Annotated in this window: 23 protein-coding genes; 10 read left to right on the top strand and 13 right to left on the bottom strand. The window is 68.1% G+C overall.

Going from position 1 to position 23,173, the window contains the following annotated elements:
• The 8 genes from E3D03_RS16810 to E3D03_RS16775 form a co-directional block, all read right to left on the bottom strand.
• Positions 1–261: cyclic nucleotide-binding domain-containing protein (locus E3D03_RS16810; protein ID WP_263567909.1), on the bottom strand; the 261-nt coding region annotated here is incomplete at its 3' end.
• A 107-nt stretch (positions 262–368) separates the two neighbouring features.
• Positions 369–1,058: a Crp/Fnr family transcriptional regulator gene (locus E3D03_RS16805; protein WP_232419320.1), complete on the bottom strand. Its 690-nt coding sequence runs from the start codon at positions 1,056–1,058 to the stop codon at positions 369–371.
• A 122-nt stretch (positions 1,059–1,180) separates the two neighbouring features.
• Positions 1,181–1,993 carry a formylglycine-generating enzyme family protein gene (locus tag E3D03_RS16800; RefSeq protein WP_263567908.1) on the bottom strand — a complete coding sequence of 271 codons (813 nt, stop codon included), beginning with the start codon at positions 1,991–1,993 and terminating at the stop codon, positions 1,181–1,183.
• Positions 1,994–2,056: 63 nt separating this feature from the next.
• On the bottom strand, positions 2,057–3,193 hold the full coding sequence (gene nirK, locus E3D03_RS16795; protein ID WP_263567907.1) for a copper-containing nitrite reductase: 1,137 nt from the start codon (positions 3,191–3,193) through the stop codon (positions 2,057–2,059).
• A 285-nt stretch (positions 3,194–3,478) separates the two neighbouring features.
• Positions 3,479–3,763 (bottom strand): metal-sulfur cluster assembly factor, encoded by a 285-nt coding sequence (locus E3D03_RS16790; protein WP_263567906.1) that lies wholly within the window; start codon positions 3,761–3,763, stop codon positions 3,479–3,481.
• Positions 3,756–4,277, bottom strand: coding sequence for a DUF2249 domain-containing protein (locus E3D03_RS16785; RefSeq protein WP_062561723.1), 522 nt, complete (start codon positions 4,275–4,277; stop codon positions 3,756–3,758). Before E3D03_RS16785 ends, E3D03_RS16790 begins: the two co-directional genes overlap by 8 nt.
• 17 nt (positions 4,278–4,294) lie before the next feature.
• Entirely contained in the window at positions 4,295–5,617 is a 1,323-nt protein-coding gene (locus tag E3D03_RS16780) for a hypothetical protein (RefSeq protein ID WP_263567905.1), read from the bottom strand.
• A gap of 148 nt (positions 5,618–5,765) precedes the next feature.
• Positions 5,766–6,941, bottom strand: a complete 1,176-nt coding sequence (locus tag E3D03_RS16775; protein WP_263567904.1) for an NAD(P)/FAD-dependent oxidoreductase — start codon at positions 6,939–6,941, stop codon at positions 5,766–5,768.
• A 216-nt stretch (positions 6,942–7,157) separates the two neighbouring features.
• Here E3D03_RS16775 and E3D03_RS16770 point away from each other — a divergent pair, with 216 nt between their 5' ends.
• Entirely contained in the window at positions 7,158–7,499 is a 342-nt protein-coding gene (locus E3D03_RS16770) for a DUF2853 family protein (RefSeq protein WP_062561725.1), read from the top strand.
• Between the two features lie 98 nt (positions 7,500–7,597).
• On the opposite strand, the gene E3D03_RS16765 is transcribed toward E3D03_RS16770, so the two are convergent.
• Positions 7,598–8,215, bottom strand: coding sequence for an enoyl-CoA hydratase/isomerase family protein (locus E3D03_RS16765; protein WP_263567903.1), 618 nt, complete (start codon positions 8,213–8,215; stop codon positions 7,598–7,600).
• Between the two features lie 81 nt (positions 8,216–8,296).
• Here E3D03_RS16765 and E3D03_RS16760 point away from each other — a divergent pair, with 81 nt between their 5' ends.
• The 4 genes from E3D03_RS16760 (at position 8,297) to E3D03_RS16745 (ending at position 12,767) form a co-directional block, all read left to right on the top strand.
• Complete coding sequence (locus E3D03_RS16760; RefSeq protein ID WP_263567902.1) at positions 8,297–9,919, top strand: DUF2125 domain-containing protein; 1,623 nt, start codon at positions 8,297–8,299, stop codon at positions 9,917–9,919.
• A gap of 93 nt (positions 9,920–10,012) precedes the next feature.
• Entirely contained in the window at positions 10,013–11,365 is a 1,353-nt protein-coding gene (locus E3D03_RS16755; protein WP_263567901.1) for a TldD/PmbA family protein, read from the top strand.
• The gene (locus E3D03_RS16750) at positions 11,352–12,149 is read left to right on the top strand and encodes a 3'(2'),5'-bisphosphate nucleotidase CysQ (RefSeq protein WP_263567900.1); all 798 of its coding nucleotides are present in this window, start codon (positions 11,352–11,354) and stop codon (positions 12,147–12,149) included. Before E3D03_RS16755 ends, E3D03_RS16750 begins: the two co-directional genes overlap by 14 nt.
• 69 nt (positions 12,150–12,218) lie before the next feature.
• Positions 12,219–12,767 carry a flavin reductase family protein gene (locus E3D03_RS16745; RefSeq protein ID WP_017999268.1) on the top strand — a complete coding sequence of 183 codons (549 nt, stop codon included), beginning with the start codon at positions 12,219–12,221 and terminating at the stop codon, positions 12,765–12,767.
• 92 nt (positions 12,768–12,859) lie between these two features.
• On the opposite strand, the gene E3D03_RS16740 is transcribed toward E3D03_RS16745, so the two are convergent.
• Genes E3D03_RS16740 through E3D03_RS16725 form a run of 4 tightly spaced genes read right to left on the bottom strand, consistent with a single transcriptional unit; the run spans position 12,860 to position 16,905 of the window.
• Complete coding sequence (locus tag E3D03_RS16740; RefSeq protein WP_263567899.1) at positions 12,860–13,507, bottom strand: membrane integrity-associated transporter subunit PqiC; 648 nt, start codon at positions 13,505–13,507, stop codon at positions 12,860–12,862.
• Position 13,508: 1 nt separating this feature from the next.
• The gene (locus E3D03_RS16735; protein WP_263567898.1) at positions 13,509–15,569 is read right to left on the bottom strand and encodes an intermembrane transport protein PqiB; all 2,061 of its coding nucleotides are present in this window, start codon (positions 15,567–15,569) and stop codon (positions 13,509–13,511) included.
• Complete coding sequence (locus E3D03_RS16730) at positions 15,566–16,195, bottom strand: paraquat-inducible protein A (RefSeq protein WP_062562301.1); 630 nt, start codon at positions 16,193–16,195, stop codon at positions 15,566–15,568. Before E3D03_RS16730 ends, E3D03_RS16735 begins: the two co-directional genes overlap by 4 nt.
• 29 nt (positions 16,196–16,224) lie before the next feature.
• Positions 16,225–16,905, bottom strand: a complete 681-nt coding sequence (locus tag E3D03_RS16725) for a paraquat-inducible protein A (RefSeq protein WP_263567897.1) — start codon at positions 16,903–16,905, stop codon at positions 16,225–16,227.
• 260 nt (positions 16,906–17,165) lie between these two features.
• On the opposite strand from E3D03_RS16725, the gene E3D03_RS16720 reads away from it, so the two are divergent.
• The 5 genes from E3D03_RS16720 to E3D03_RS16700 all read left to right on the top strand — a co-directional run bounded on the left by E3D03_RS16720 (position 17,166) and on the right by E3D03_RS16700 (position 23,021).
• Positions 17,166–17,966, top strand: coding sequence for a flagellar motor protein MotB (locus E3D03_RS16720; protein WP_263567896.1), 801 nt, complete (start codon positions 17,166–17,168; stop codon positions 17,964–17,966).
• Between the two features lie 85 nt (positions 17,967–18,051).
• Complete coding sequence (locus E3D03_RS16715) at positions 18,052–19,392, top strand: flagellar hook protein FlgE (RefSeq protein ID WP_263567895.1); 1,341 nt, start codon at positions 18,052–18,054, stop codon at positions 19,390–19,392.
• Positions 19,393–19,450: 58 nt separating this feature from the next.
• Positions 19,451–20,908, top strand: coding sequence for a flagellar hook-associated protein FlgK (gene flgK / locus E3D03_RS16710; protein ID WP_263567894.1), 1,458 nt, complete (start codon positions 19,451–19,453; stop codon positions 20,906–20,908).
• Positions 20,905–21,924: a flagellin gene (locus E3D03_RS16705; protein WP_263567893.1), complete on the top strand. Its 1,020-nt coding sequence runs from the start codon at positions 20,905–20,907 to the stop codon at positions 21,922–21,924. The genes flgK and E3D03_RS16705 overlap by 4 nt, the downstream gene beginning before the upstream one ends.
• On the top strand, positions 21,921–23,021 hold the full coding sequence (locus E3D03_RS16700) for a flagellar basal body P-ring protein FlgI (RefSeq protein ID WP_081614948.1): 1,101 nt from the start codon (positions 21,921–21,923) through the stop codon (positions 23,019–23,021). Before E3D03_RS16705 ends, E3D03_RS16700 begins: the two co-directional genes overlap by 4 nt.
• Positions 23,022–23,173 lie beyond the last annotated feature (152 nt).

Raw genomic sequence — 23,173 nt, 5'->3', positions numbered from 1 at the left:
GAAGCTCTGGCCGCGGGTCATGACGCCGACCACGGCCTCGGTCCCGTTCGGAGCGATGCGATAGAGCTTCACCCAGCCCTCGGCGACGATGTGGATGGCCTGGGCAATGTCGCCGTGATGGAACAGCGCCTGCCCGCGCGTCAGCCGCCGGACCCGGGACGCATCCAGGAGCCGCTCGGCCATGCCCGGCGGCAGGCCGGCGAACAACCGCGATTCGCCGGCGATCCGGCGGTGCAGCGGGGTCGGGATCCGGCGCGTCATGGCGGGCCTTTCGGACAGGGGCCGGGGTCGGCCCGCGTTTCGGATGGGCGCGGACCCGGCCGGGCCGCGCCTTGACGGGGGCTGTCCGCCGGGTCACGGTATGGCGCTCAGTCCTCGGGGTCGGCGATCCGGGCCAGCCCCTCGGCGTCGGTGACCATCAGCTTCTGCCGGCCGCCCTCGACCAGGCCGCGGCTTTCCCAGGCCGAAAGCAGCCGCGAGACGGTGTGCAGCGTGGTGCCGGTCATCTCGGCAATGTCCTGGCGCGAGATCGGAAAGTCGATGCGGGTGCCCGCTTCCTCGACGCAGCCGGCCTTTTCGGCCAGGCGCAGCACGGCATGGGCGACGCGGCGCTCGACCTCCTGCGTGGACATTTCGCGCAGGCGGGTATGGGCCTCGTCCAGGCGCTGGCCGATGGCCTGCATGGCGTTCATGGCCAGGCGCGGATGGCCCTCGACCACCGCGTCCCAATCCGTCATCGGCCAGGAGATGACCAGCGAATCCATGGCGGCCTTGGCGGTGCCCGGATAGTCGTTGCGGGTCAGCGCCCGGGCAAAGCCGAACAGGTCGCCGGGATGGACCACGCGCACCATGACCTGCTGGCCGTCCGCCGTGACTTGGCTGACCTTCAGCCGCCCGTGCAGCAGCACGTAGAAGGCCACCGCCTCGGCGCCCTGTTCGAAGACGATCGCGCCTTGCGGAAAGCGCTGCGGCGTCGCCCGCGCCATCAGCCGCGTCAGGGCCGCCGGCTCCATATGGCGAAACAGCGGCAGGTTGCGCACATGGGAAATGTCGATCACCACGGGGTCGCCTCCAGCAAGGGGTCCTCCCCTGAGTGCCGCAAAAGCGGGTGAAAGCAAAGCATCCCCCGTGTCGCAGGCCCCCGTGTCGCAGACCCCCGTGTCGCATCCCCCATGCCGCGTCAGCCCGTTTCGCGCACCAGGCGCAAGCCCAGGTTGGCAGGCGGCACGCCGACCGAGCAGCCGCCCGATTTCGGGTCGCGCACGAAATCGACGATGGCGGCGCGGTGCAGCCCCTCGGCGATATAGATGCCGCAGCTTTCGCTTTCTCGCAGGATGGCGCCCTGATCGTCGATCTCGCCCTGGCGCAGGCAGGTCGAGGTCCATTCCCAGACCGCGCCGCCGATATCGTGGATGCCCAGCGAATTGACGTTCAGCTGCCCGACCGGGCGGATCTCGCGGTCCAGTTCGCGGCTGCGCGCGGATTCGGCGGCATATTCGGCCAGCCACAGCACGGCGGGGTTCGTCGGGTCGCTTTCGACCCCCAGCGCGTCGTCGCGGAACAACTCGGCGGCGGCATGGGCCCATTCGACGTCGGTGGGCAGGCGCCAGGTGGCGCCGGTCCGGTCCGACAGCCAGGCGGCATAAGCCTGGGCGTCATACCAGTTCACGCCCACCACCGGCAGGTCCGGCCGGGCGCCCGGCTGCACCAGCGGCGCGCAGGCGCCGGCCTCGACGCAGGCGTTCCATTGCCGGTTGCTGACCTGGGTCGCCATCACCTCGACCGGCGCCGGCATCGAGACGGTGGCCATCGGCGCATCGACCGGCAGACCCTTGCGCTGCCAATCGCCGTCCAGCCGGTGCTGGAACGGCGCCGGCTCCAGCCGCACCATGGCCGGGATGTCGACCGAGGGCGCCCGGTCAGGCCCGGCCAGGTGCAGGATCCCGGCGACGGCGACGGTGGTGCTGGCGACAAGCAGTTCGGCGAAATGCATGGTGGTATCCCCTGGAAAAGGCGCCCGCCGCGCACGTCCCCCGCGCGGCGGGCCGGACCGGGCTTAGACGCCCGATCCGATCGGGCTGGGAGCGACCACCTGCTTCATCAGGTCGTCGTTCCAGTTCCCCTCGACCACCACATGCGCGGCGGCGCCCAGTTCGAAGGCTTCGATCAGGTTGTGGTTCACATAGGCGTAGACGCCCGGCTGCTCGAAGGTATAGACCATCAGGCCCGCCGTGCCGCCCGGGATGAACCAGGTTTCCAGCCCGCGCTCGGGCGGGTTGTTGAACTTGCCGGTGGCCCAGACATAGTTGCCGTGGCCGCCGATCAGGTGCGGCCGGGTGTCGCGGTTCGCCTGGGAATGGACGAAGGCCACGGTCTCGCCGACCTTCGCCTTCATCGCATTGTCGCCGGTCAGCGCGCCGACGGCGCCGTTGAAGACCACATGCGTCGGCGTCAGGCTGCGCATGACGGCCACGACGTCCTCGTAGCTTTCGCCGGGGGTGTCGTAGCTCTTCCAGTTGCCGGCCTCGTCGCGCGGCACATAGAAGTCCTGCTCGCCGACGTAATAGACCTTGTCATAGGTCACCGCCTCGCCCTCGGGGCCCTTCAGCCCCTCGCGCGGCAGCACCATGATCGCGCCGTTCATGCCCGAGACGACGTGGAAGGCCACCATGCCCGGAGGCGCGCAGTGATAGACGAAGACGCCCGGCTTCGTGGCCTTGAAGCGCAGCACGCATTTCTCGCCCGGGTTCACCTGGGTCAGGCCGCCACCGCCAAGCGCGCCGGTCGCGCTGTGGAAGTCGATGTTGTGCATCAGCTCGTTGGTTTCGGGGTTGATCAGCGTCAGCTCGACGTAATCGCCCTCGTGCACCACCATCAGCGGGCCCGGCACCGTGCCGTTGAAGGTCGAGGCCCAATAGGTCGCGCCGCTGTCGTCGAGCGTGATCTTCTTCTCGCCGATGGTCATCTCGAACTCGACCACCTTGGGGCCGCCGGTCGCGACCTGTTCGTGCTCATGCACGAAGGGCGGATCGACCAGCTTCACCTTCTGGCGCGGCAGGCTGGCGATGTCGGTCGCGGCGGCGGGGGTCAGCACCTCCTTGGTCTCGGCCACCGCCTGGCGGACCTGGGTCATGGCTCCGGCGATGGCCGCGCCGGCCAGGATGGTGCGTCGGCTGATGGAGAGGGAGGTCATGACAGGTTCCTTTCGCTCGTGGCTTGGTGTCGGGACGGTTCTTTGATCCGCCGAGGAAATAGTAACCGAACCGTGAGCCCGCCGTCGTTGAGCCGCATCAAGCAGGATCGGGGAAAACCGCCCCTTGCTTGCGGCAGCGCAAAGAGCGGAACGATTTCCGCGCCGCCGCCGGAACGAACGGCCGATCCGGCCGCGGAGGCCCGCCCTGGTCGAATCAAGACGGCCGCAGCGCGGCTGCGGCCGGGATGCCGGCGGTGGTCTGCTGGGGACGGTCGAAAGGCCGGATCAGGGCGCCGGCGGCTCCATGCGGTCGGGGGACCAGGGCGGCTCCCAGGTCAGCGTGACCTCGACCGCCGCAATGCCGGGCACCGACAGCAGCGCCGCCTGCACGCCCATGCGCAGCATTTCGGTCAGCGGGCAGCCGCGCGTGGTGGTGGTCATGGTGACATGGACGGTGCCCGCCTGCTGCCGCAGGTCATAGATCATGCCCATGGCGATCAGGTCGCGCCCGGTTTCCGGGTCGAGCACGCCGCGCAAGGCCTGCCGCAACTCGGGCAGCCGGTCAGTCATCCTGCGCCCCCGCCCGCACCAGCAGCCGGTAGGCCTGGCCGGAGCTGGCGAAATTCCCCGCCCATTCATGGCCGCGATGCGCCAGTTCGGGGAACAGGAACATCGGCTCGCGGTCCAGAAGCGCGAACAGCACCTCGCCCGGGGCCAGCCGGGTGATTTCCTCCAGGATGCGCACCATCGGCTCGGGCGGCATCAGCCCGGTCAGGTCCAGCTCGCAGACCGCATCGGGCCAGAAGCCGGCGGTCGGGGTCGATCCGGGCGCCATGCCCGCCGCATCGGGAGCGTCGGCGACAGGGGTGAACAGCACCTCCCAGACGCCGTCCGCGCGCTGGCGGTCGCTGAAGCCGAAGCCGCGATTGGCCATGACGGTGAACAGCGGCATCGGCCGGAACGGGGCCAGCAGGCGCAGCGCCTGGCCGGGGGACAGCGCGTCGACGGCGGCCATGATGGCGCCGAACGGGTCGTCGCCGCTTTGCATGATCGGGCGGACGTCGAACTCAAGGGGCTGTGTCATGGTCTGGACTCCGCGCGTTATCGAGGCTGAAGCAGGGGAAGGATCAGGGGCGGCAGGGGGGCGGGGCGTTCCTCGGCCGCCAGATGTGACAGGTGGCGGACCGCGATCAGCTCGCGCACGATCCCCAGCGCGGCAAGGCTCAGCAGCGCGGCCGCAAGCCGAAAGCCGGCGGGGCTGGCGGCCAGCAGCGCCAGGCAGCCGGCCAGCGTGCCGGCGGACCACAGCGCCAGGCAGAGCGTCGCCGCCTTGGCGTCGATCAGCTTTTGCACCATCGGCACCGGCTGGCGCCCGATCCGCGGGGCAAAGACCTGGATCCAGGTCAGGAAGCCGACGATCTTGACCAGCTGCGCCAGGGTCAGCGTGGAGAGCCAGCCGACCAGCGCGGCAAAGACCGCCGCCTCGGCCCAGGGCCCGCCCAGGAACCAGCCCGGCACGGAAAGCGCCATGGCAAGGCCCAGGAAGGCCAGCGCCGCCCGGCTCCACAGCATGTTGACCTCGGGTGCGACGCGGCGTCGGCTGCGCCAGATTCGGGCGATCTCGGCGAGGTAGAGCAGGATCAGGACGGGGATCAGCCCAAGGGCGACGACCGTGGCCCCGTCGGCCGGGCGGCCGGCCAGCACCATCAGGAACGCGGCCAGCAGCACCGCGACAAGCAGGGCGGCGGCGAGGAACACCGCGCCGCGCAGCCGCCCGCCCTGGTCGGGGGCGATCAGGAACATGGCGAAGAGCTTGTAGCTGACCCCGAAGGCCGCCAGGCTCAGCCAGCCGCCGATGCCCAGGAGCATGTGCAGCGGCAGGGCTTGGGACAGGTCCACGGCGGGGTCGCGGCCCGAAAGCGTCAGGACCATCATGGCGCCGCTGAGCCACAGCCCGGCCAGGGCGAGCAGCGCCAGCAGCACCATCCTGACCTCGGCCAGGCGCAGGCTGTCGCGGCTGGACAGCGTGGCGCCGACCATCGCCGCGACCATCGCGAACCCCAGTCCGATCGCTGCCGGTGCGGCCAGAAACAGCGGCTGCAGCGCTTCGCGGCCCTCCAGCACCAGGAAACCCAGCGCCAGCGCCACGGTACCCGCCGACGAGACCAGCAGCGCCGGCAGCGCCAGCATGGGCAGGGCCAGCGGCCGCGCCGCCAGCACCGGCACGAACTGGACCAGCGCGCCCATCATGACTTGGCAAAGCCAGCCAAGCGCAAAGACATGCACCAGGGCCAGGCCGTTGCCGCCGGTCCATGCGCCCGGCCCCGCCACCCCCAGCAGGCCAAGCCCGCAGGCCGCCAGCAGGGCCAGCAGGGCCGAGCCGAACCAGGCCAATGTCCAGCGCGAGAGATGTTTCCCCGGCATCGCCGCCCCTCCGAATTGATCCGGTCACGATACAGGATCCGGGGCGGGCTTCCTTGCTTTTGGTCAAACAGGCCGCGGTTGTGATCGGCTGCCGTGGCTGCGCCGGATGCGGGCGCGCGGTCCGGTTCAGAGGTTCGCCGCCCGTCTGTCACCCGCCGAGCGTTCCGACCGGCACATCCTTGGCCGTGCGGTCGATGACGCAGTCGCGGCCGGGCGAGACCGCCCCTTCGGTGATGCCGAGCGCGGCGAGATCGGCGGGCACGCCCTGGCCGGTCGCGAGCGCGGCCGCGAGCCGGGCCGCGGCGGCGCAGGCCATGACCCCGTTGCCGCCCTGGCCGGCCAGCCAGGTGAAGCGCGCGTCCTGCGGATCGGCGCCGATCACCGGCTCGTGGTCGGGCGCAAAGGTGCGCAGCCCGCCCCATTTATGCGAGATGCGCGGCACCTTCATGGTGGTGAAGGTCTCGATCCGGTCGATGGCGAGCGCGACCTCCAGCTCGTCGGCCTGGGCGTCGCAGGGCACGGTTTGCGCCATGTCCACGGGCGAGACCATGACCCGGCCGGCCTCGGGCTTGAAATAGAAGGTCTCGGCCAGGTCGAAGGTCATCGGCCAGCGGTGCAGGTTGCTGCCGGCCGCCGCGTCGAAGGTGACGGCGGTGCGGCGGAAGGGCAGGACGTTGCGATGACCGAGGCCGGCCATGCCTGCCACCTGCTGGGCCCAGCCGCCGGCCGCGTTGACGATGGTGCCGCCCTGGAACGCGCCCGCGGTCGTGTCGACCTGCCAGCCGCCCGCGTCGCGGCGGATCGCGGTGACGCGGGCGCCGGTCGCGATCACGCCGCCCGCCGCGCGGATACCGCGCCGATAGCCCATCATCAGCTCGTTGGTGTCGATGTCCTTGCAGTCGGGCTCATGCATGGCGGCGGCGAATGTCTCGGGCCGCAGCACCTCGCACCAGCGCAGCGCATCGGCGGCCGGGACCAGCTCGACGCGCGCGCCGCGCGCCACCAGAGCGTCATATTGCGCCTGAAGCAGCCCGGTCTCATGCGCCTGGGCCAGGAACAGCGCGCCCCGGTCGGTCAGCAGCGGCGCGGTGGCAAAGCCCTCGGGCGGGTTTTCCAGGAAGCCGCGGCTGGCGCTGACCAGCCGGCTCCAGATCGGGGTGCCGTAGTTTTCGGTCATGACGGCGGCAGAGCGGCCGGTCGCGTGATAGCCAAGCGCGCTCTCCTGCTCCAGCACGATCACGCTGCCATGCGGCAACAGCTCATAGGCCACCGAGACGCCGGCGATGCCGCCGCCGATGACGATGAAATCCGCGATCCCGGGCATGACCTTCTCCTGTATCCTGCGTTGTCTGCCTGTCTTCTACAGGGATGCCGCGGCGTTTTTAACACAGCGCGCGCCGTTTTCGGCTGATGCCGTCGCGCCTGCGCGCCAGGGCTGGCCGATCACGGGGCACCGGATGCAAACGCAGGGTTTCAGTTGATATTTATCAGTCTCGCGCTAGGCTTTCGGGCACAGGGACAAATCCGGAAGGGACAGAGCATGAGCAAACGCGACGACCTGATCGCCAAATATGCCGCCGATCTGAAGGACAAGCTGGGCGTTTCGGCCGATGCCGATCTGCTGGCCAAGGTGGTGATCGGCTGCGGCCCCTCGATCTATGACGCCGATGCCGAGACCGTGGCGGCTTCGGACAAGTCGGAACTGGAGCGCATCAAGGCCAATTACCTGGTCAAGAAGCTGGGCCTGCCCGACGGACCCGAGCTGATGGCGGCGATCCAGGACGTGGTGGCGCAATACGGCAGTTCCAACCGCAACAAATATCGCGCGGTGATCTATTACATGCTGTGCACGCATTTCGGCAAACAGGCCGCCTATGCCTGATCCGGGCGCCTGACCGCGACACAAGGCCGCAGATCACGCGCATTTGACCCCGCGCGCCGGTGCGGCGCGAACGGGGCGCACCGCGTGGGCGCTCGCGTTCAGTCCAGCATGCGCTTGATCGCCGCGACCTGCTCGGCGCTGGCGGCCAGCACGTCGCCGGCCAGCGCCTCGGCCTCGGCCAGCAGGGCCTCGGGGGCGACGAGCCGGTCGACCAGTCCCCAGGCCAGCGCCTCGTCGGCCGGGATCTTCTGCCCGGCCATCAGGATCATGCGGGCCCGCGACGGGCCGATCAGCGCGCGCAGCCGCACCGGGTCGCTGGGCTGGGGCAGGAAGCCCAAGCGCATGACGGGATAGAAGAATTTCGCATCCGGCACCGCCAGCCGCAGGTCGCAGGCCAGCACCATGCCCATGGCGCCGCCGGCCACGGTGCCGTTCAGCGCCGCGATGGTCAGGCAGGGCATCGCGGCGATGCGGGACGACAGCCGCTCCCATTCCGGCGACAGCGCGAGGCCGGCGCGCGCGGCCTCGAGATCGGCGCCGGCCGAGAACACCTTGCCGGCGCCGGTCAGGATCACCGCGCGCAGGCCCGGCTCGGCGGCCAGCGCCTCGAAACCCTCGGTCAGCGCCGCCAGCATTTCGGCGGTCAGCGAATTGGCCTTGTCGGGCCGCGCGATGGTGATGCGGCCGATTCCGGCTGCGAATTCCCTTGCGATCATCAATCCCTCCTTGGAGCCGCCCGCCGGCTGTGGCAAAACCCCGCAGACGTTTCTTATGCATACTCGCCGGAAGGTAATGACATGAACCTGCGACTGACAAGCTCTGCGCTGGCACTGGCCGCGATGACCGCGCCGGCTTTCGCCGATGTGACCCCGGACCAGGTCTGGCAGTCCTGGCTCGATTACTACCAGTCGATGGGCTATTCCGTCACCCCCGGCAAGCAGGACACCGCCGGCGAGACGCTGACGCTTTCGGATGTCGAATTCATCGGCGGCCCCGAGGATGGCCGCGTCAGCATGACCGTGCCGCAGATCGCGCTGACCGGCGACGACGGCAAGGTCACCACGGTTTTCGCCGACACGATGACCGGGCTTGCGACCGGCAAGACCGAGGCCGGCGAGGCCTATGAGGTGCCCTTTGCCGTCGCCATGCCGGGCAACAAGATCGTGACCTCGGGTGCGGCCGAGGACATGACGCATGAATTCGACTATCCGCGGATCGACCTGACGCTGACCACGATGAAATCGGGCGACAAGGAAAAGCCGCTGCCGATCAAGCTGGGCCTGGCCGATTCCACCGGCACCTTCCATGTCGTCGCCGGCGCGCCGGCGAAATACGACTATGCGATGAAATCCAGCCAGATCACCTTCAGCGGCGACATCCCCGAGTCCGAGGGCGAGAAGGTCAAGTTCGACGGCACGCTGGACGGGGCCGAGATCTCGGGCGAGATGGCGCTGCCGCAGGGCGCGAAGCCGGAAGAGGACATGAACGCCGCGCTGAAGGCCGGGCTTGCCATGAGCGGCACCGTGAAGGCCGGCGCGCTGGCCGCCAGCTTCGACTTCGCCGGCACCAGTGACGAGGGCCAGCCGCAGACCGGCGCCGGCAAATACGACGGCCAGGGCTTCGACCTGAGCTTCGCGCTGTCGCGGGACGGCATGTCCTACCAAGCCGGCTCGGACGCGGGCCGTTTCGAGCTGACCACAAGCGACGTGCCCTTCCCGATCAACTATGCCATCGAAAGCGGCAGCTTCGACATGCAGATGCCGGTGATGCAGTCGGACGAGGCGCAGCCGTTCAAGTTCGCCTATTCGCTGGCCGGGCTGACGCTGGGCGATGCGATCTGGAACCTGTTCGACGCCCAGGGCCAGCTGCCGCGCGACCCGGCTTCGCTGGATGTGGACGTGACCGGCACCGCCAAGGTGACCAAGGATCTGTTCGACCAGACCGCCGCGGATGACGCCGCAGCCGATGACGCGACCGCCCCGGCCGACGCGACCGACGACGCCACCGCCGAGGGCATGGCGGATGCCGCCCCCGCCGACGATGCCGAGGCCACGGCCGAGGCTGATGCCGAAGCGGATGCCGCGGCCGACCAGCCCTTCGCTCCGGTCGACCTGGCGATCAACCAGTTCGCGCTGAACGCGCTGGGCGCCAAGGTCACCGCCGAGGGTGCGCTGAAGGCGCCGGAAAACGGCGACATGACCGCGCCCATCGGCCAGATCGACGCCCATGCCGAGGGGCTGAACGGGCTGATCGACAAGCTGGGCAGCATGGGCCTGATCCCCGAGGACCAGATCATGGGCTATCGCATGATGCTCGCCATGTTCGCCAAGCCCGAGGCCGAGGGCGAGGACAAGCTGGTCAGCAAGGTCGAGTTCAAGGAAGGCGGCTCGATCTTCGTCAACGGCCAGCAGATGAAGTAAGCGGCGGCGCGGCGCTTGCGGCCGCGTCTCGGGACGGAATTGCGGGGGCCGGACAAGTCGTCCCGGCCCCCGGCACATATGAAGGGTGAACGCATGTGCGAATTCTCGCAGCTTCAGGCGCTGACCGACCGGCTGCTCTCGGCCGCCCGGCAGGCCGGCGCCGACCAGGCCGATGCCGTGGCGCTGGAGGCGGCGGCGGTTTCGGTCGACGTGCGCGGCGGCCGGCTGGAACATGCCGAGCGCGCCGAAGGCGTCGAGATCGGGCTGCGCGTGCTGATCGGCGGACGGCAGGCCTGCGTCTCGGCCTCGGACCGGTCCGAGCGGACCATTGCCGAGATGGCGGCCCGCGCCGTCGCCATGGCGCGCGAGGCGCCGGTCGACGACACCCTGGGCCTGGCCGAGCCCGGCCAGCTGACCCGCGACACCGACAGCAGCCGGCTGGAACTCTTCGACCCCGGCCCCGAGCCCAGCCCCGAGCTGCTGCAGGATCTGGCGCTGCGCGCCGAGGCCGCCGCGCTGGCGGTCGAGGGCGTGTCGCAGATCGAATCCGCCAGCGCCAACCATTCGCGGCGGCGGATGTGGATTTCCGGCTCGAACGGCTTCTCCGCCGGCTACGGCCGCAGCGGCCACGGGCTTTCCGCCGTGGTCATCACCGGCGAGGGCCTGGGGATGGAGCGCGACTGGGCCGGGGAAAGCCGGGTCCATGCCGCCGACATGCCCGCGCCCGAAGAGATCGGCCGGCTCGCGGCCGAGCGCACGGTGGCGCGGCGCGGCGCGCGCAAACCGCCGACCGGCGCCTTCCCGATCCTTTATGACGAGCGGGTGGCGGGCGGGCTGATCGGCCATCTGGTCGGCGCCGCGAACGGGGCCGCCATCGCCCGCGGTGGCAGCTGGCTGCGCGATGCCCTGGGCGAGCAGGTGCTGCCCAAGGGCTTCGACCTGCTGGAGAACCCGCATCTGCCGCGCCACGGCAGCTCGCGCGTCTTCGATGCCGAGGGGCTGGCCACCGCGCCGCGCCTGCTGGTCAAGGACGGCGTGTTGCAGGGCTGGACGCTGGACCTGGCGACGGGGCGCAAGCTCGGGATGCCCTCGACCGCCAATGCCATGCGCGGCGCTGGCAGCCCGCCTTCGCCCGGGGTCACGAATCTGGAGCTGGCGCCGGGCGACCAGACCCGCGACGCGCTGATCCGCGAGATGGGGCGGGGACTGCTGGTGACGTCGATGCTGGGCGCCTCGATCAACGGCACCACCGGGGATTATTCGCGCGGCGCCGGCGGCTTCTGGGTCGAGAATGGCGAGATCGCCTATCCGGTCAACGAATGCACCATCGCCGGCAACCTGCGCGACATGCTGTTGCGGCTGACGGCGGCGAGTGACCTGCCGGACTGGCGCGGCATGCGGGTGCCCAGCCTGCTGGTCGAAGGCATGACCCTTGCCGGCGCGTGATCTGGCGCTGCTGGAGCAGGCCGCGGTCGAGGCCGGCGAGATCGCGCTGCGCTTCTGGCGGCAGGCGCCGCAGGTCTGGGACAAGCCCGGGGGCGCCGGCCCGGTGACCGAGGCCGACCTGGCCGTCAACACCCACCTGGAAGCCGTGCTGCGCAAGGCGCGACCGGATTACGGCTGGCTCAGCGAGGAAAGCGCCGATACGCCCGAGCGGCTGGCGGCCGAGCATTGCTTCATCGTCGATCCGATCGACGGCACCCGCGCCTTCATCGACGGGCAGCAGGGCTTTTCGGTCTCGCTGGCCGTGGCGCGGGCCGGGCGTGTGGTGGCGGGCGTGGTGCATCTGCCGGCGATGGGCGTGACCTATGCCGCGGCCGAGGGCGGCCCGGCCCTGCGCGACGGCCGGCCGATCGCGGCCTCGAGCCACGGTTTTCAGGACGCGCGGGTGCTGACCGGCAAGCCCGGCCTCGACCCCCGGCACTGGCGCGGCGTGGCGCCGCCGCTGCGCCGGGTGTTCCGGCCCTCGCTTGCCTGGCGCTTCTGCCTGGTCGCGGACGGGCAGTTCGACGCGACGCTTTCGGTGCGGCCGGCCTGGGAATGGGACGTGGCCGCCGGCAGCCTGATCGCCGCGCGTGCGGGCTGTCAGGTCAGCGACCTGGCCGGGGCGCCGATGCGCTTCAACACGCCCCAGGCCCTGACGCCGGGGCTGGTGGTGGCCGGGCCGGCGCTGCATGGCGCGATGCTGCGGGCGATGACGCCGTTTGCCGCGTCGGGCGAGCCAACTTGATGCCATGCCGCGTCGCGGCTAAGAAGAGGGCAAGGGCCTGACGGCCTTATCCCGCAGATAGGGCCAGTCATGAGCCGCCTTCCCCCCGCAGCCCGCGACCGGCTGGCCGACGAGATCACCTTCCAGCCCGCCAATGCCGAGGCCCGGCTGCTGCGCGAGGCGCTGGGCCGCTATGCGACCGGCGTCACCGTCGTCACCACCGCCGGTTCGCTGGGGCCGGTGGGCATGACCGTGAACAGTTTCGCCAGCGTCTCGCTGGAGCCGCCGCTGGTGATGTGGTGCCCGGCGCGGGCCTCGACCCGGCACGATGTCTTCGCGCAGGCGGCGCATTGGTCGGTGCATGTGCTGGGCTCGGAGCAGCTGGAAACCTGCCTGCGCTTCACCAAGGGCGGGCGGCAGTTCCAGGGGCTGGAGCCGGTGCTGACGCCCGAGGGCGTGCCGGTGATGCCGGGGGTCGCGGCACGTTTCGATTGCGCCGGCCATGCCGCGCATGAGGCGGGCGACCATTCCGTGCTGATCGGCCGGGTGTTGCGGGTGACGGTGGCGGGGCCGGGCGACCATCCGCTGGTCTTTGCCGCAGGGCGTTTCGGGCAGTTCGAGCCCGACCAAGGCGGTTGAGGCGCAAGGGGGCTCTGCCCCCACGTCTTGCGCGCCCCTCGATGGGGCACGCAAGACGTTCCCCCGGAGTATTTTCGAAACGGTGAAGGCGATCAGCTGCCTTCCAGCGGCGGCAGCGGCTGCGAGAAGATATCGTCGATGCGGGGCACCGGCGCGCTGCTGGTGCGGATCGACCGGCCCGGGCCCGAGAGCGTGGCGATCTGGCCGGCCAGCTGCGCGATGGCCTGGGATTGCGCGCGGGCGACGGCGGCTGGGCCTGCATCGGCCAGGGGGATGCTGATGTCGAAGCTGCGCGCCTGGTTGGCGCCGCCGGCGGTGGCATCACCGACGAAATAGCGGCCCGACAGGCGATAGCTGCCGTCGGCCAGGGCCAGCGCCTTTTCCACCCGCACCTCCAGCGTGCGGCGCGGCGGTTCCGACAGCGGCCAGGGTTCGGCGATCACCGTCGCGCCCGACAGGTCCGAGATCGTCCGCGCCAGCGTCAGCGTGAAGGCGCGCTGCGGATCGTCGGCCCAGAGCTGTTTCGTGTTCGAGCGCACCGCGCCGTCCGCCGTCTGCCAGCTGACCTCGTCGCTCGCGGCATATTCCGGCAGCGACACGTCCTTGAGTTCCGCTGTGCCCAGCCGATCGGCCACGCGCTGGCCGCTGTCGGGCGGGTCGATCAGGTAGCGGGCGGTCTTTTCGCCGTTCGAGCAGGCGGTTAGGGCGAGGCAGGCGGCGGCGGCAAGGATCAGGCGCATCTTATCGTCCCAGGATGAAGGCTTGCGGGTTGCGCTCGATGGTGCGCGCAAGGCTGCCGAAGGCATTGGCGGCGCGGCGCATCTCGCGCATCAGGTTGATGGTCTCGGTGTTGAAGCTCGAGCGGTCGCCATAGGCCGCCAGCACCGCGTCGGCGCGCGCCGCCAGCGTTTCGAGCCGGGCCGAGAGCTGCGGCAGGCGCTTGGCCGCGTCCGAGACATCCTGCGCCGCCGTGCTGGCCGAGGCCAGCGCCGTGTTCAGGCTGCCCGCCGCATTGCCGTCGCGCAGGTCGTTCAGAAGGCCGGTGGCGGATTTCAGCGTCTCGGACAGGTTCTTCGGCAGCTGCTCGGCATCCTCGGTGCCCAGAAGCGCGCGGACGTCCCGGAGGATGCCCTCGGCCTCGGTGCCGATGGCGGCGAAGTCCACCGCCTCGATCTTGGCGGCGGCGGCGTCGATCTGATCGACCATCTGCGGCACATCGGCGGCGGCGAGCTTGACCGCCTCGGCCGCGGCCTGGGCCTCGTCCACCATGCCGCGGATCTGGGTCAGGGCGCCGGATTCGCGCAGCTCGGCGGTGGCGCTCCTGATCTCATCGGCGGCGGAGCCGGCGTTCTCCAGCGTGCCGCGCAGCGCGGCGGGGATGGCGCGGGTGTCCTCGCTGCTGGCGATGGCGGTGACCGAGTTCATCATGTCGCTGGCGGATTTCAGCACCTCCTCGATCGGCAGGTTGCCGACCCGGGCCAGGAAGCCCTGCGCCGTGCCGGTGAAATCCGAGATGTCGCCCGGCGCCGAGGGGATGACCGGGTTCGGCTGCGCGTCGCGGTCCAGCTCCGCCGGCGCGGCGTCGGGCAGCGCGACCAGCTCGACCTCCAGCGAGGTGCCGAAGAAGCCGGCGCTGGCCAGGCGGGCGCGCAGGCCCTGGCGCACCTGGCCGTCGATGAAGTCCAGCGCCTGTTCGGGCGTCGCGCCCGCCGGCAGGCCCAGGCGCTCGGGGGTCAGGGCCAGCGTCACCTCCTGTTCCACATGGTCCTGGCCCTGGTCGTCCTTGACCGTGCGCGCCGCGAAGCTGGTGACGCGGCCGACGGTCAGGCCCATGAACTGCACATTCGCCCCGGTTTCCAGCCCGCTGACCGATTCATCGACCAGCATGGTCAGCCGCAGCGCCTGGCCCTGGTCGTCGAAGAGATTGGCCTCGGCCGAGGCCTGGTCGGGCTGCAACGAAAAGACATGGCCGTCCTCGACCGGTGCGCCGCCCGAGTTCAGCGTGGCGAACTCCGCCCCGCCCTGCAGCACCGAGGCCAGCGAGTTCACGTTCAGCGACAGCCCCTGCGCCCCCAGCGAGACCGAGAAGCCCGAGGTGTCCCAGAACACCGTCCGCGTGGTCAGGAGCTTGTCATAGGGCGCGGCGATGAAGACATCGGTCAGCACGCCCTCGTCGTTCTCGGCCAGGCGCAGGTTCTGCATCTGCCCGACCGGCAGGCCGCGGAACAGCACCGGCGCGCCCTCGGTCATCCCGCGCGAGCGCTCGGCCGAAAGCACGATCCAGGTGCCCTTTTCGCCGAAGCTGGTCAGCGGCGGCTTGTCGAGGCCCTTGAACGCGGTCTGCGGCTGGTCGACCTTGTCGTCCCAGTAGCCCTCGACGAAAGAGCCGGTCAGCACGGTGTCGAGCCGCGAGATGCCCTGCGCCGAGACCTGCGGCCGCACGATCCAGAACTGCGCGTCCTTGTCGATATAGGGCGCCAGATCCTTGTCGACCCGCATCTCGACCTTGACCTGTTGCAGGTCTTCGGTGAAGCGCACGGATTCGACCTTGCCCACGGTGATCTCGCGGAATTTCAGCGCGGTTTCGCCGGGGGTGATGCCGGTCGCGTCCTTGAAGGCGACCGAGATCAGCGTGCCGCGGCCGGCGATCATGTTCCAGCCGACGCCCAGGGTGACGACCAGCGCGATGATCGGCACCAGCCAGATCAGCGGCAGCCCGGCCCGGACCGCGCGGGCGGCGGGCTTGCGGGCAGGTTCGGCGGGTTTCAGGGGGGCATCCTTGGGCGGCGGCGTATCCGTCATTCCGGGTCCTTGCGGCTGCGCAGCGGCAGGCCGCGCCAGATCAGTCGAGGGTCGAAGCTTTGCGCGGAAAGCATGGTGAAGGCAACCGACAGTGCGAAGGACACCGCCGCCGGCCCGGGATGGATCGAGGCGACGAAGCCCAGCTGCACCAGGGCCGACAGGATCGCGACCACGAAGACGTCGATCATCGACCAGCGGCCGATGAATTCGACGATCTCGTAGAGCACCAGCCGCTTGTGCGCCTGCCTGACCGTCGCCGGCCGGCCCGCGACCAGCGCCAGCCAGCTGATGGCGATGAACTTGCCCAGCGGCACCACGATCGAGGCGACGAAGATCACCGCCGCGACCCAGTAGTTGCCATAATGGATCAGCTCGACCACGCCGCCCAGGATGGTCGATTCGCTGCTGCCCCTGAGCCCGCCGAAGACCGAGGTCTTGAGCATCGGGAACAGGTTCGCCGGGACATAGAAGATCAGTCCCGCGGCCAGCCAGGCCCAAACCGCGTTTAGGCAGCGCCGGTCGGGCGGCACCAGCGCGCCGCCGCAGCGGGCGCAAATGGTCTCGGATTCCGGCCAGACCCGGCCGCAGCCGCGGCAGCCGGCCAGCCCGGCGCGATGCGCGGTCATCACCGGGGCATGCTGGTCCCGGCCCGGGGTCACGCGCGATGCTCCGGCACGATCTCGCGCCCGTCGGTCAGCAGGCCCGCGTCCTCGATCGCGTCCCAGATCGTGGCGGCGCTGGTGAAGGCATTGCTGGCGGCATTGACCAGGATCAGCGCGCAGAACGCCCAGAAGGCCGGGCCGAAGCTGATATTGGCCAGGCCCCCGACCTTGATCAGCGCGACGGCGGTGCCGATGACGAAGATCTCGGCCATGGACCAGGGTCGCAGCGCCTCGGACAGGCGAAAGGCGGGGACGGCATGGGCAAAGGGCCGGCGGTTCCGGCTGAGCGGCAAGAGCGTATAGACCAGCAGCACCGCCCGCAGCACCGGTAGCCCGACGATCGAGCCCAGCAGCGCCACGGTCAGCGGCATCAGCGCGCCATGCGAAAACGCCAGCGCCACCCCGAAGAGCGAGGTCTGGTTGCCGAAGCCCATGCGCGAGATTTCCAGGAAGGGAAAGAACACCGCCCCCACCATCAGCACCAGCGAGGTAAAGGACAGCGCGATGATCCGGGTGAAGGCACCGGCACGCGGGCTGGCCAGCACGGTGTTGCAGCGCACGCAGCGCGCGGTCTCGCCAGGTTCCAGCTCGCGCTCGACATGCAGCGCATCGCAGCGCGGGCAGGCGATCAGCCCGGCGCCGGTGGTCAGGTCATATGCGCCCTCGGTCAACATCCGGCCAGAATATCGGGGCGGGGGGCCGGCGCAAGATGCAGCGTCCGATTCGCCTTGTAGAAGAGTTGAAGGCGCAGGCAGCCTGCCGAGGCGGGACAGCTCGGCAGCCTTGAAAATCTTTTTGTTTCGAGCGGGTTGTTCAATTTGCCGCCGCGACCGGAATGACTCCAGAGGCGGGAAATGCGGCGCATTTGAGCCGTTAACTGGATATTAGCGCGCCGTGCATAGACCTTGGGGCAGGACACAGGAAAGGTATGGCCATGGCCGGCAACGGGGGCGGCGCCCCGATCATCATCAAGCGGGTGCAGGGCGGGGGCGAAGCCGGTCATCACGGCGGCGCCTGGAAAGTCGCCTATGCGGATTTCGTGACCGCGATGATGGCCTTCTTCCTGCTGATGTGGCTTCTGAATGCCACCACGGAAAAGCAGCGCCAGGGCCTGGCGGATTACTTCAACCCGACCATCGTGCAGTCGCCGGCCAGCGGCAGCGACGGTCCCTTTGGCGGCGAGGTGCAGGATTCCGACACCAACAGCGGCAAGGGCGCCGGCGCCTCGCGCGACCAGCTGATGGCCCAGGCGCGCGAGGGGCAGCAGGCCGGCTTCGAAGAAGTGGCCCGCAGCATCCAGAACCAGCTGACCGGCAGCGGCGCCGAATCGATGCAGAAGGTCAACCTCCTGCGCCATGTCGTCACCCGCATGACCGACGAGGGGCTGGTGATCGAGCTGACCGACCTGATGGACGAGCCGCTGTTCGTCGGCGACAGCGCCCAGCCCACCCCGGCGATGAAGGAACTGGCCGAGGTGCTGTCCAGCGTGCTGCAGCGGGTGAAGAACGAGATCGCGCTGACCGGCCATGTGCGCGCCTATCCCGAGATGCTGATCCAGTCGCCGGTCTGGGCGCTTTCCGATGCCCGCGCCCACGCGCTGCGCAACCTGCTCGAGGGGACCGGCTTCGACAGCACCCGCATCCAGCGCGTGACCGCCTATGCCGACCGCCGCAACCGCTCGGTCAACCCGATGGATCCGAACAACAACCGGATCGAAGTGATTTTACTCAGATGACCGCCGCCGGCCGGAGCGCATTAGGGCCCTGTTAATCCCTCTCCGGCAGAATTCCCAGGAACGACTCAGACAGGATGACTGCAGAATGTCCATCTCTTCCGCCCTCAGCGCCGGGGTTTCCGGCCTGGCCGCCAACTCGACCCGGCTGGCCAATATCTCGGACAATATCGCGAACTCGGGCACCTACGGCTACAAGCGCGTGGATACCGAATTCGAAAGCATGGTGATCAACCAGGGCCGGGGCGGTGGTCTTTACACCGCCGGCGGCGTGCGCGCCGCCACCTCGCGCGACGTCAATCAGCGCGGCAACCTGGTCACCACCTCGAACGCGCTGGACATCGCCATCACCGGCCGCGGCATGCTGCCGGTCGTCACCTCCTCCGCGGTGGCCTCGGGCTACAGCACGCCGCGCGACCTGATGATGACCACCACCGGCTCGTTCGACACGGACGACCAGGGTTATCTGCGCACCAACTCCGGCCTGGTGCTGATGGGCTGGCCGGCGAATGCCGATGGCACGATCCCGGCGCAGCCGCGCGATTCCGCGACCGGGCTGCAACCGATCCGCATCGACGGCAGCCAGACCGCCGCCGATCCCACCACGCGCATCACCTTGGGCATCAACCTGCCGGCCGATGCTGCGGTCGGCGGCGCCACGGGCGACGCGCAGGAAATGAATGTCGAATATTTCGGCAATCTCGGCAATTCCGAACAGATGGCCTTCACCTTCACCCCGGACGTTTCGGGCACGACGGGCAGCCGGTCGAACAGCTGGACGATGGAGGTGCGCGATTCCGCGATCATCGACGACGCGGCGACGGCTGCGGATGAATCGCTCATCGGCAGCTATACGCTGGAATTCGACAGCAGCGCGACCACTGGCGGCCGGCTGATGAACGTCACCACCGGCTCGGGCGGCGCCTTTGATCCGGCCACCGGCACGCTGACCGTGACCGGTGCGAACGGTCCCATGACCATCGACCTCGGCCGCTACGGCGCCAGCCAGGGCATCACGCAGCTGGCTTCGGATTTCTCCCCGGCCAATGCGACCAAGAACGGGTCTCCGGTCGGCAGCCTGACCGCGCTTGAAATCGACGAGAACGGCTATATTCGCGCGACCTATGACACAGGCTTCACCCGCACCCTTTATCAGGTGCCGGTGGTCGACGTGCCGAACCCGAATGGCCTGATCGCGCTGGACAACCAGACCTACAAGGTTTCCCCCGATTCGGGCGCCTTCTACCTGTGGAACTCGGGCGACGGTCCGACCGGAGAGATCGCCGGCTACGCGCGCGAGGCATCGACGACCGACGTGGCAGCCGAGTTGACCGACCTTATCCAGACCCAGCGCGCCTATACGTCGAATGCGAAGGTCATCCAGACGGTCGACGAAATGTTGCAGGAAACCGCCAACCTGAAACGCTGATAACGTCACCCGGGGCAAGAAGGGCTTGCCCCGGCGCACCGCCAATCGGAGCTGTTGCATGAGTATTTCGTCCGCAATTTCCAATGCCGTCTCGGGCCTGACCGCCGCCTCGCGGGGCACCGAGCTGGTGTCCTCCAACATCGCGAACGCACTCACGCCCGGCTATGCGCGGCGCGAACTCGAGCTTTCGTCCCGTCCGTCCGAGCGTGGTGGCGGCGTCAACGTGGCAGGCGTCGATCGCATCCTGAACGCCGGGCTGCTCGCCGACAGCCGCCTTACGCAAGCCGACGTCGGTGCATCGGTAACGACATCGGCCTTTCATGTCGCAATGGAGCAACTGTTTGGAACCGGCCAGGAGGCGTCCTCCCTGGGTCAGATGCTGACGGCCTTTGAATCCGCCCTGACGAGCGCGGCCGCTCGTCCCGACAACGAGACGCAGCTGGGCAATGTGCTGACGGCCGCCACCGGCCTGGCCGACAAGCTGAACACCATGTCCGATAGCATCCAGGCTGAGCGCACGGCGGCAGACAGTGCCATCAGCAAGGATGTCGCGCGCCTCAATGCGGCGCTTGAGCAGGTCGCCGTGCTCAACAAGCAGATCGTCAGCCTTTCGGCGCAGGGCAAGGATGCATCTTCCCTTGTGGACACCCGGCAGGCTGTGATCGACGGGATCGCGGATATCGTGCCTGTCAAGGAAGTGCCTCGGGAAAATGGCCGCATCGCGCTTTTCACCGTCGGCGGCGCCATCCTGCTTGACGGCACCGCGCCCGCGAGCATCAGCTTTGAAAGCGCCGGGAACATTACTCCGCAAATGTCCCTGGCCAATGGCGCGCTGGCAAGGCTGACGTTCAATGGCAAGGAACTGAGCGCCGGGCAGATGGACATGTTCAGCGGCGGGACCATCAGTGCCAATTTCGCCATCCGGGATGAGGTGGCGCCCGAATATCAGCAGCAGATCGATGGGTTCGCGCGCGAAATCTATGACAGATTGGCCGATCCCGCGGTCGATCCGTCTCTGAATGCCGGCGGGCCCGGCATCTTCACGGATGCGCAAGGTGCCCTGGATCCTGCCGATGAAACCGGCTTTGCCGGTCGCATCTCGGTAACCACGCTGATCGATCCCGCAGCTGGCGGCGATTTATGGCGCGTCCGTGCCGGCGTGAGCGCCGCAAACTCTGGAGATTCCGGGGAAAGCGGCCTGCTGGGCCGCCAGAGCTCTGCTCTTTCGACAGCGCGGCTGCCCGCCTCGGGAAACCTGACTCAACAATCGCGAAGCCTGCAGAGCCTCGCCGCGCATCTTTCGTCCTTTGCCTCCACCAATCGAATTCAGGCCGAGGCCACCGCGTTGCAGGACAGCGCGCATCAGAACAGTCTGAAAACAGCCTTGTTGGCGGACGGCGTGGATACCGACAAGGAGATGGAAAGTCTCCTGGCGCTGGAGCGAGCCTATTCCGCCAATGCGAAGGTCTTTCAGACCGCAAACGACATGCTTGATGCTATTCTGAGGTTGACATGACATCCTTCAACTCGATCGGTGATCTTTCGCGCACCTTCCAGCTTCGCCTTGGTCAGAGTTCGCTGAAAAGTCGGCTTGATCAGCTGACCCAGGAAATGATGACGGGCATCAAGACGGATGTCCCCAAAGCGCTGGGCGGAGATCTGCACAAGATCTCGCATATCGAGGGGCGGCTGGCCATGCTGAGTTCCTTTCAGCTGAATGCCTCCGAGGCTCAAGCGCAGTTTCAAGCCATGCAGACTGCGCTGGAAAGCATCAAGGACACCGTGGACGATCTTGGACCAAGCCTGCTCACTCAGGCCGGAGGCTCGGACGAGAACCAACTTCGGTCACAACTTGGTGGCATCGAGCAGAACTTCCGCTCGATGTTCAGCACCTTGAATACCAATGTCGCAGGGCGCTACCTGTTTTCCGGATCCCGTTCCGATACGGCGCCGCTCGGCAGCTTTGATGACATGATGACTGCTTTGGGCACGGCAGTCTCTGGCGCCACGACGGCCTCGGATATCGCAGCGCGCATTGACGCTTGGTTCGATGCTCCGGCCGGTGCAGGCGGCTTCCTGGATACCACATTCCAGGGCAGCGACAGCGGCAGCACCTCTCTGGCCGTATCCCCCGACAGCCAGGTCAGCATGAGTTTGACCGCAAACTCTTCGACATTGCGCGATACGCTGAAGGGCATGGCCATCATGGCATATGCTTCGGAAGCCGGCACGGGCGTCGACGGGGCGACGCTGCGTGATCTGTTTACCGAAGCAGGTTCACGGCTGGTGAAAGGAAGCACCGGATTGATCAGCGCCGCTGCCGATCTTGGTCAAAGGCAGGCCGTCGTCACGCAAGCGCAGACCCGAAATGGCGCCGAGGTCACGGCGCTGACTGTCGCCCGATCAAACCTGATAAATGCCGATCCTTACGAGACGGCCACGGCCCTCGAGGAAGTGGAAGCCAAGATCGAAAGCCTATATGCGCTTACCGCGCGTCTCTCGCGTCTCAATCTGACTGATTACCTGTCATGAGATTTCTTTTCATCCTTCTGGCGGCCCTTGGCTTTGCACAAATCGCAGTCGCTGCGCCTGTCCGTATCAAGGATCTCGCGAATGTGGACGGGGTGCGGGGAAATGACCTCGTGGGCTACGGCCTGGTCGTCGGCCTCAATGGTTCGGGCGACAGCCTGCGGAACGCGCCTTTCACAGAAGAGATCATGGCCGGATTGCTCGAGCGTTTGGGAGTCAACGTCACCGACGAAGCGTTCCGACCAAAGAACGTTGCGGCGGTGATTGTCACAGCTGCGCTGCCGCCTTTCGCGCGCGCAGGCTCCCAGATCGATGTCAATGTGGCGGCTATTGGTGATGCAAAGAGCCTGCTTGGCGGCACTCTGGTGATGACGCCGCTGAATGCGGCCGACGGTGAAATCTATGCTGTCGCCCAAGGAGCCGTTCTGGCCGCCGGCGCAGAGGCTTCCGGAGCGGCTGCTTCGGTCGTCCAAGGCGTTCCCACAACAGGCACGATACCCTCGGGCGGAAGGGTGGAGAGAGAGGTGGCTTTCGACTTTTCGCAAATGACCAATTTGCGGTTGGCCCTGCGAAATCCGGATTTTACAACGGCTGCACGTGTAGAGGCCGCAATAAATCGCAAGCTTGGCCGCGGACTGGCAGAGCTTGTCGATTCTGGAACTATTTCCATCAACTCCACCGTCCTGGGCAATGTCAATCCCGCGCGCCTTATGGGCCAGATCGAGAATATTACCGTGGAACCGGAAGCTGCGGCCAGGGTCGTTATCGATCACAAGTCGGGAACCATCGTGATGGGAGAGGATGTCAGAATTTCCCGCGTGGCGGTTTCGCAAGGCAATCTGACTCTTCGCGTCCGCGAGGCACCGGTCGTGTCTCAGCCTAATCCGTTTGCTCCTGGGGAAACCGTGGTCGTGCCGCGCACGCAAGCCGAGATAACGCAAGAGCCCGGTATCGGATTTGCGGAAGTATCGGGTGAATCGTCCTTGTCAGAGGTCGTCGCGGGTCTTAACGCATTGGGAATTCGGCCGAGAGACATGATTGATATCCTGAAAGCCATTCATGCGGCGGGGGCGTTGCACGCCGAATTTGTCGTGAACTAAGGGGGATCCCCTATGGTTAGGGTCAGGACCCATTGATTATACCCTTGTTCGGTGATTCAGGAGGTGCCAGGAGGGCCTTCTGATGAGCAATCTTTTCTGGCTGACTGAGGCGCAGATGGCGCGGCTTGAGCCCTTCTTTCCCAAGAGCCATG

This window comes from Paracoccus sp. DMF (genome assembly GCF_004407025.1).
GTDB classification, from domain to species: domain Bacteria; phylum Pseudomonadota; class Alphaproteobacteria; order Rhodobacterales; family Rhodobacteraceae; genus Paracoccus; species Paracoccus aminovorans_B.
Note: the sequence above shows the minus strand (reverse complement) of the source record. Positions and strands in the feature narration are given on the sequence as shown.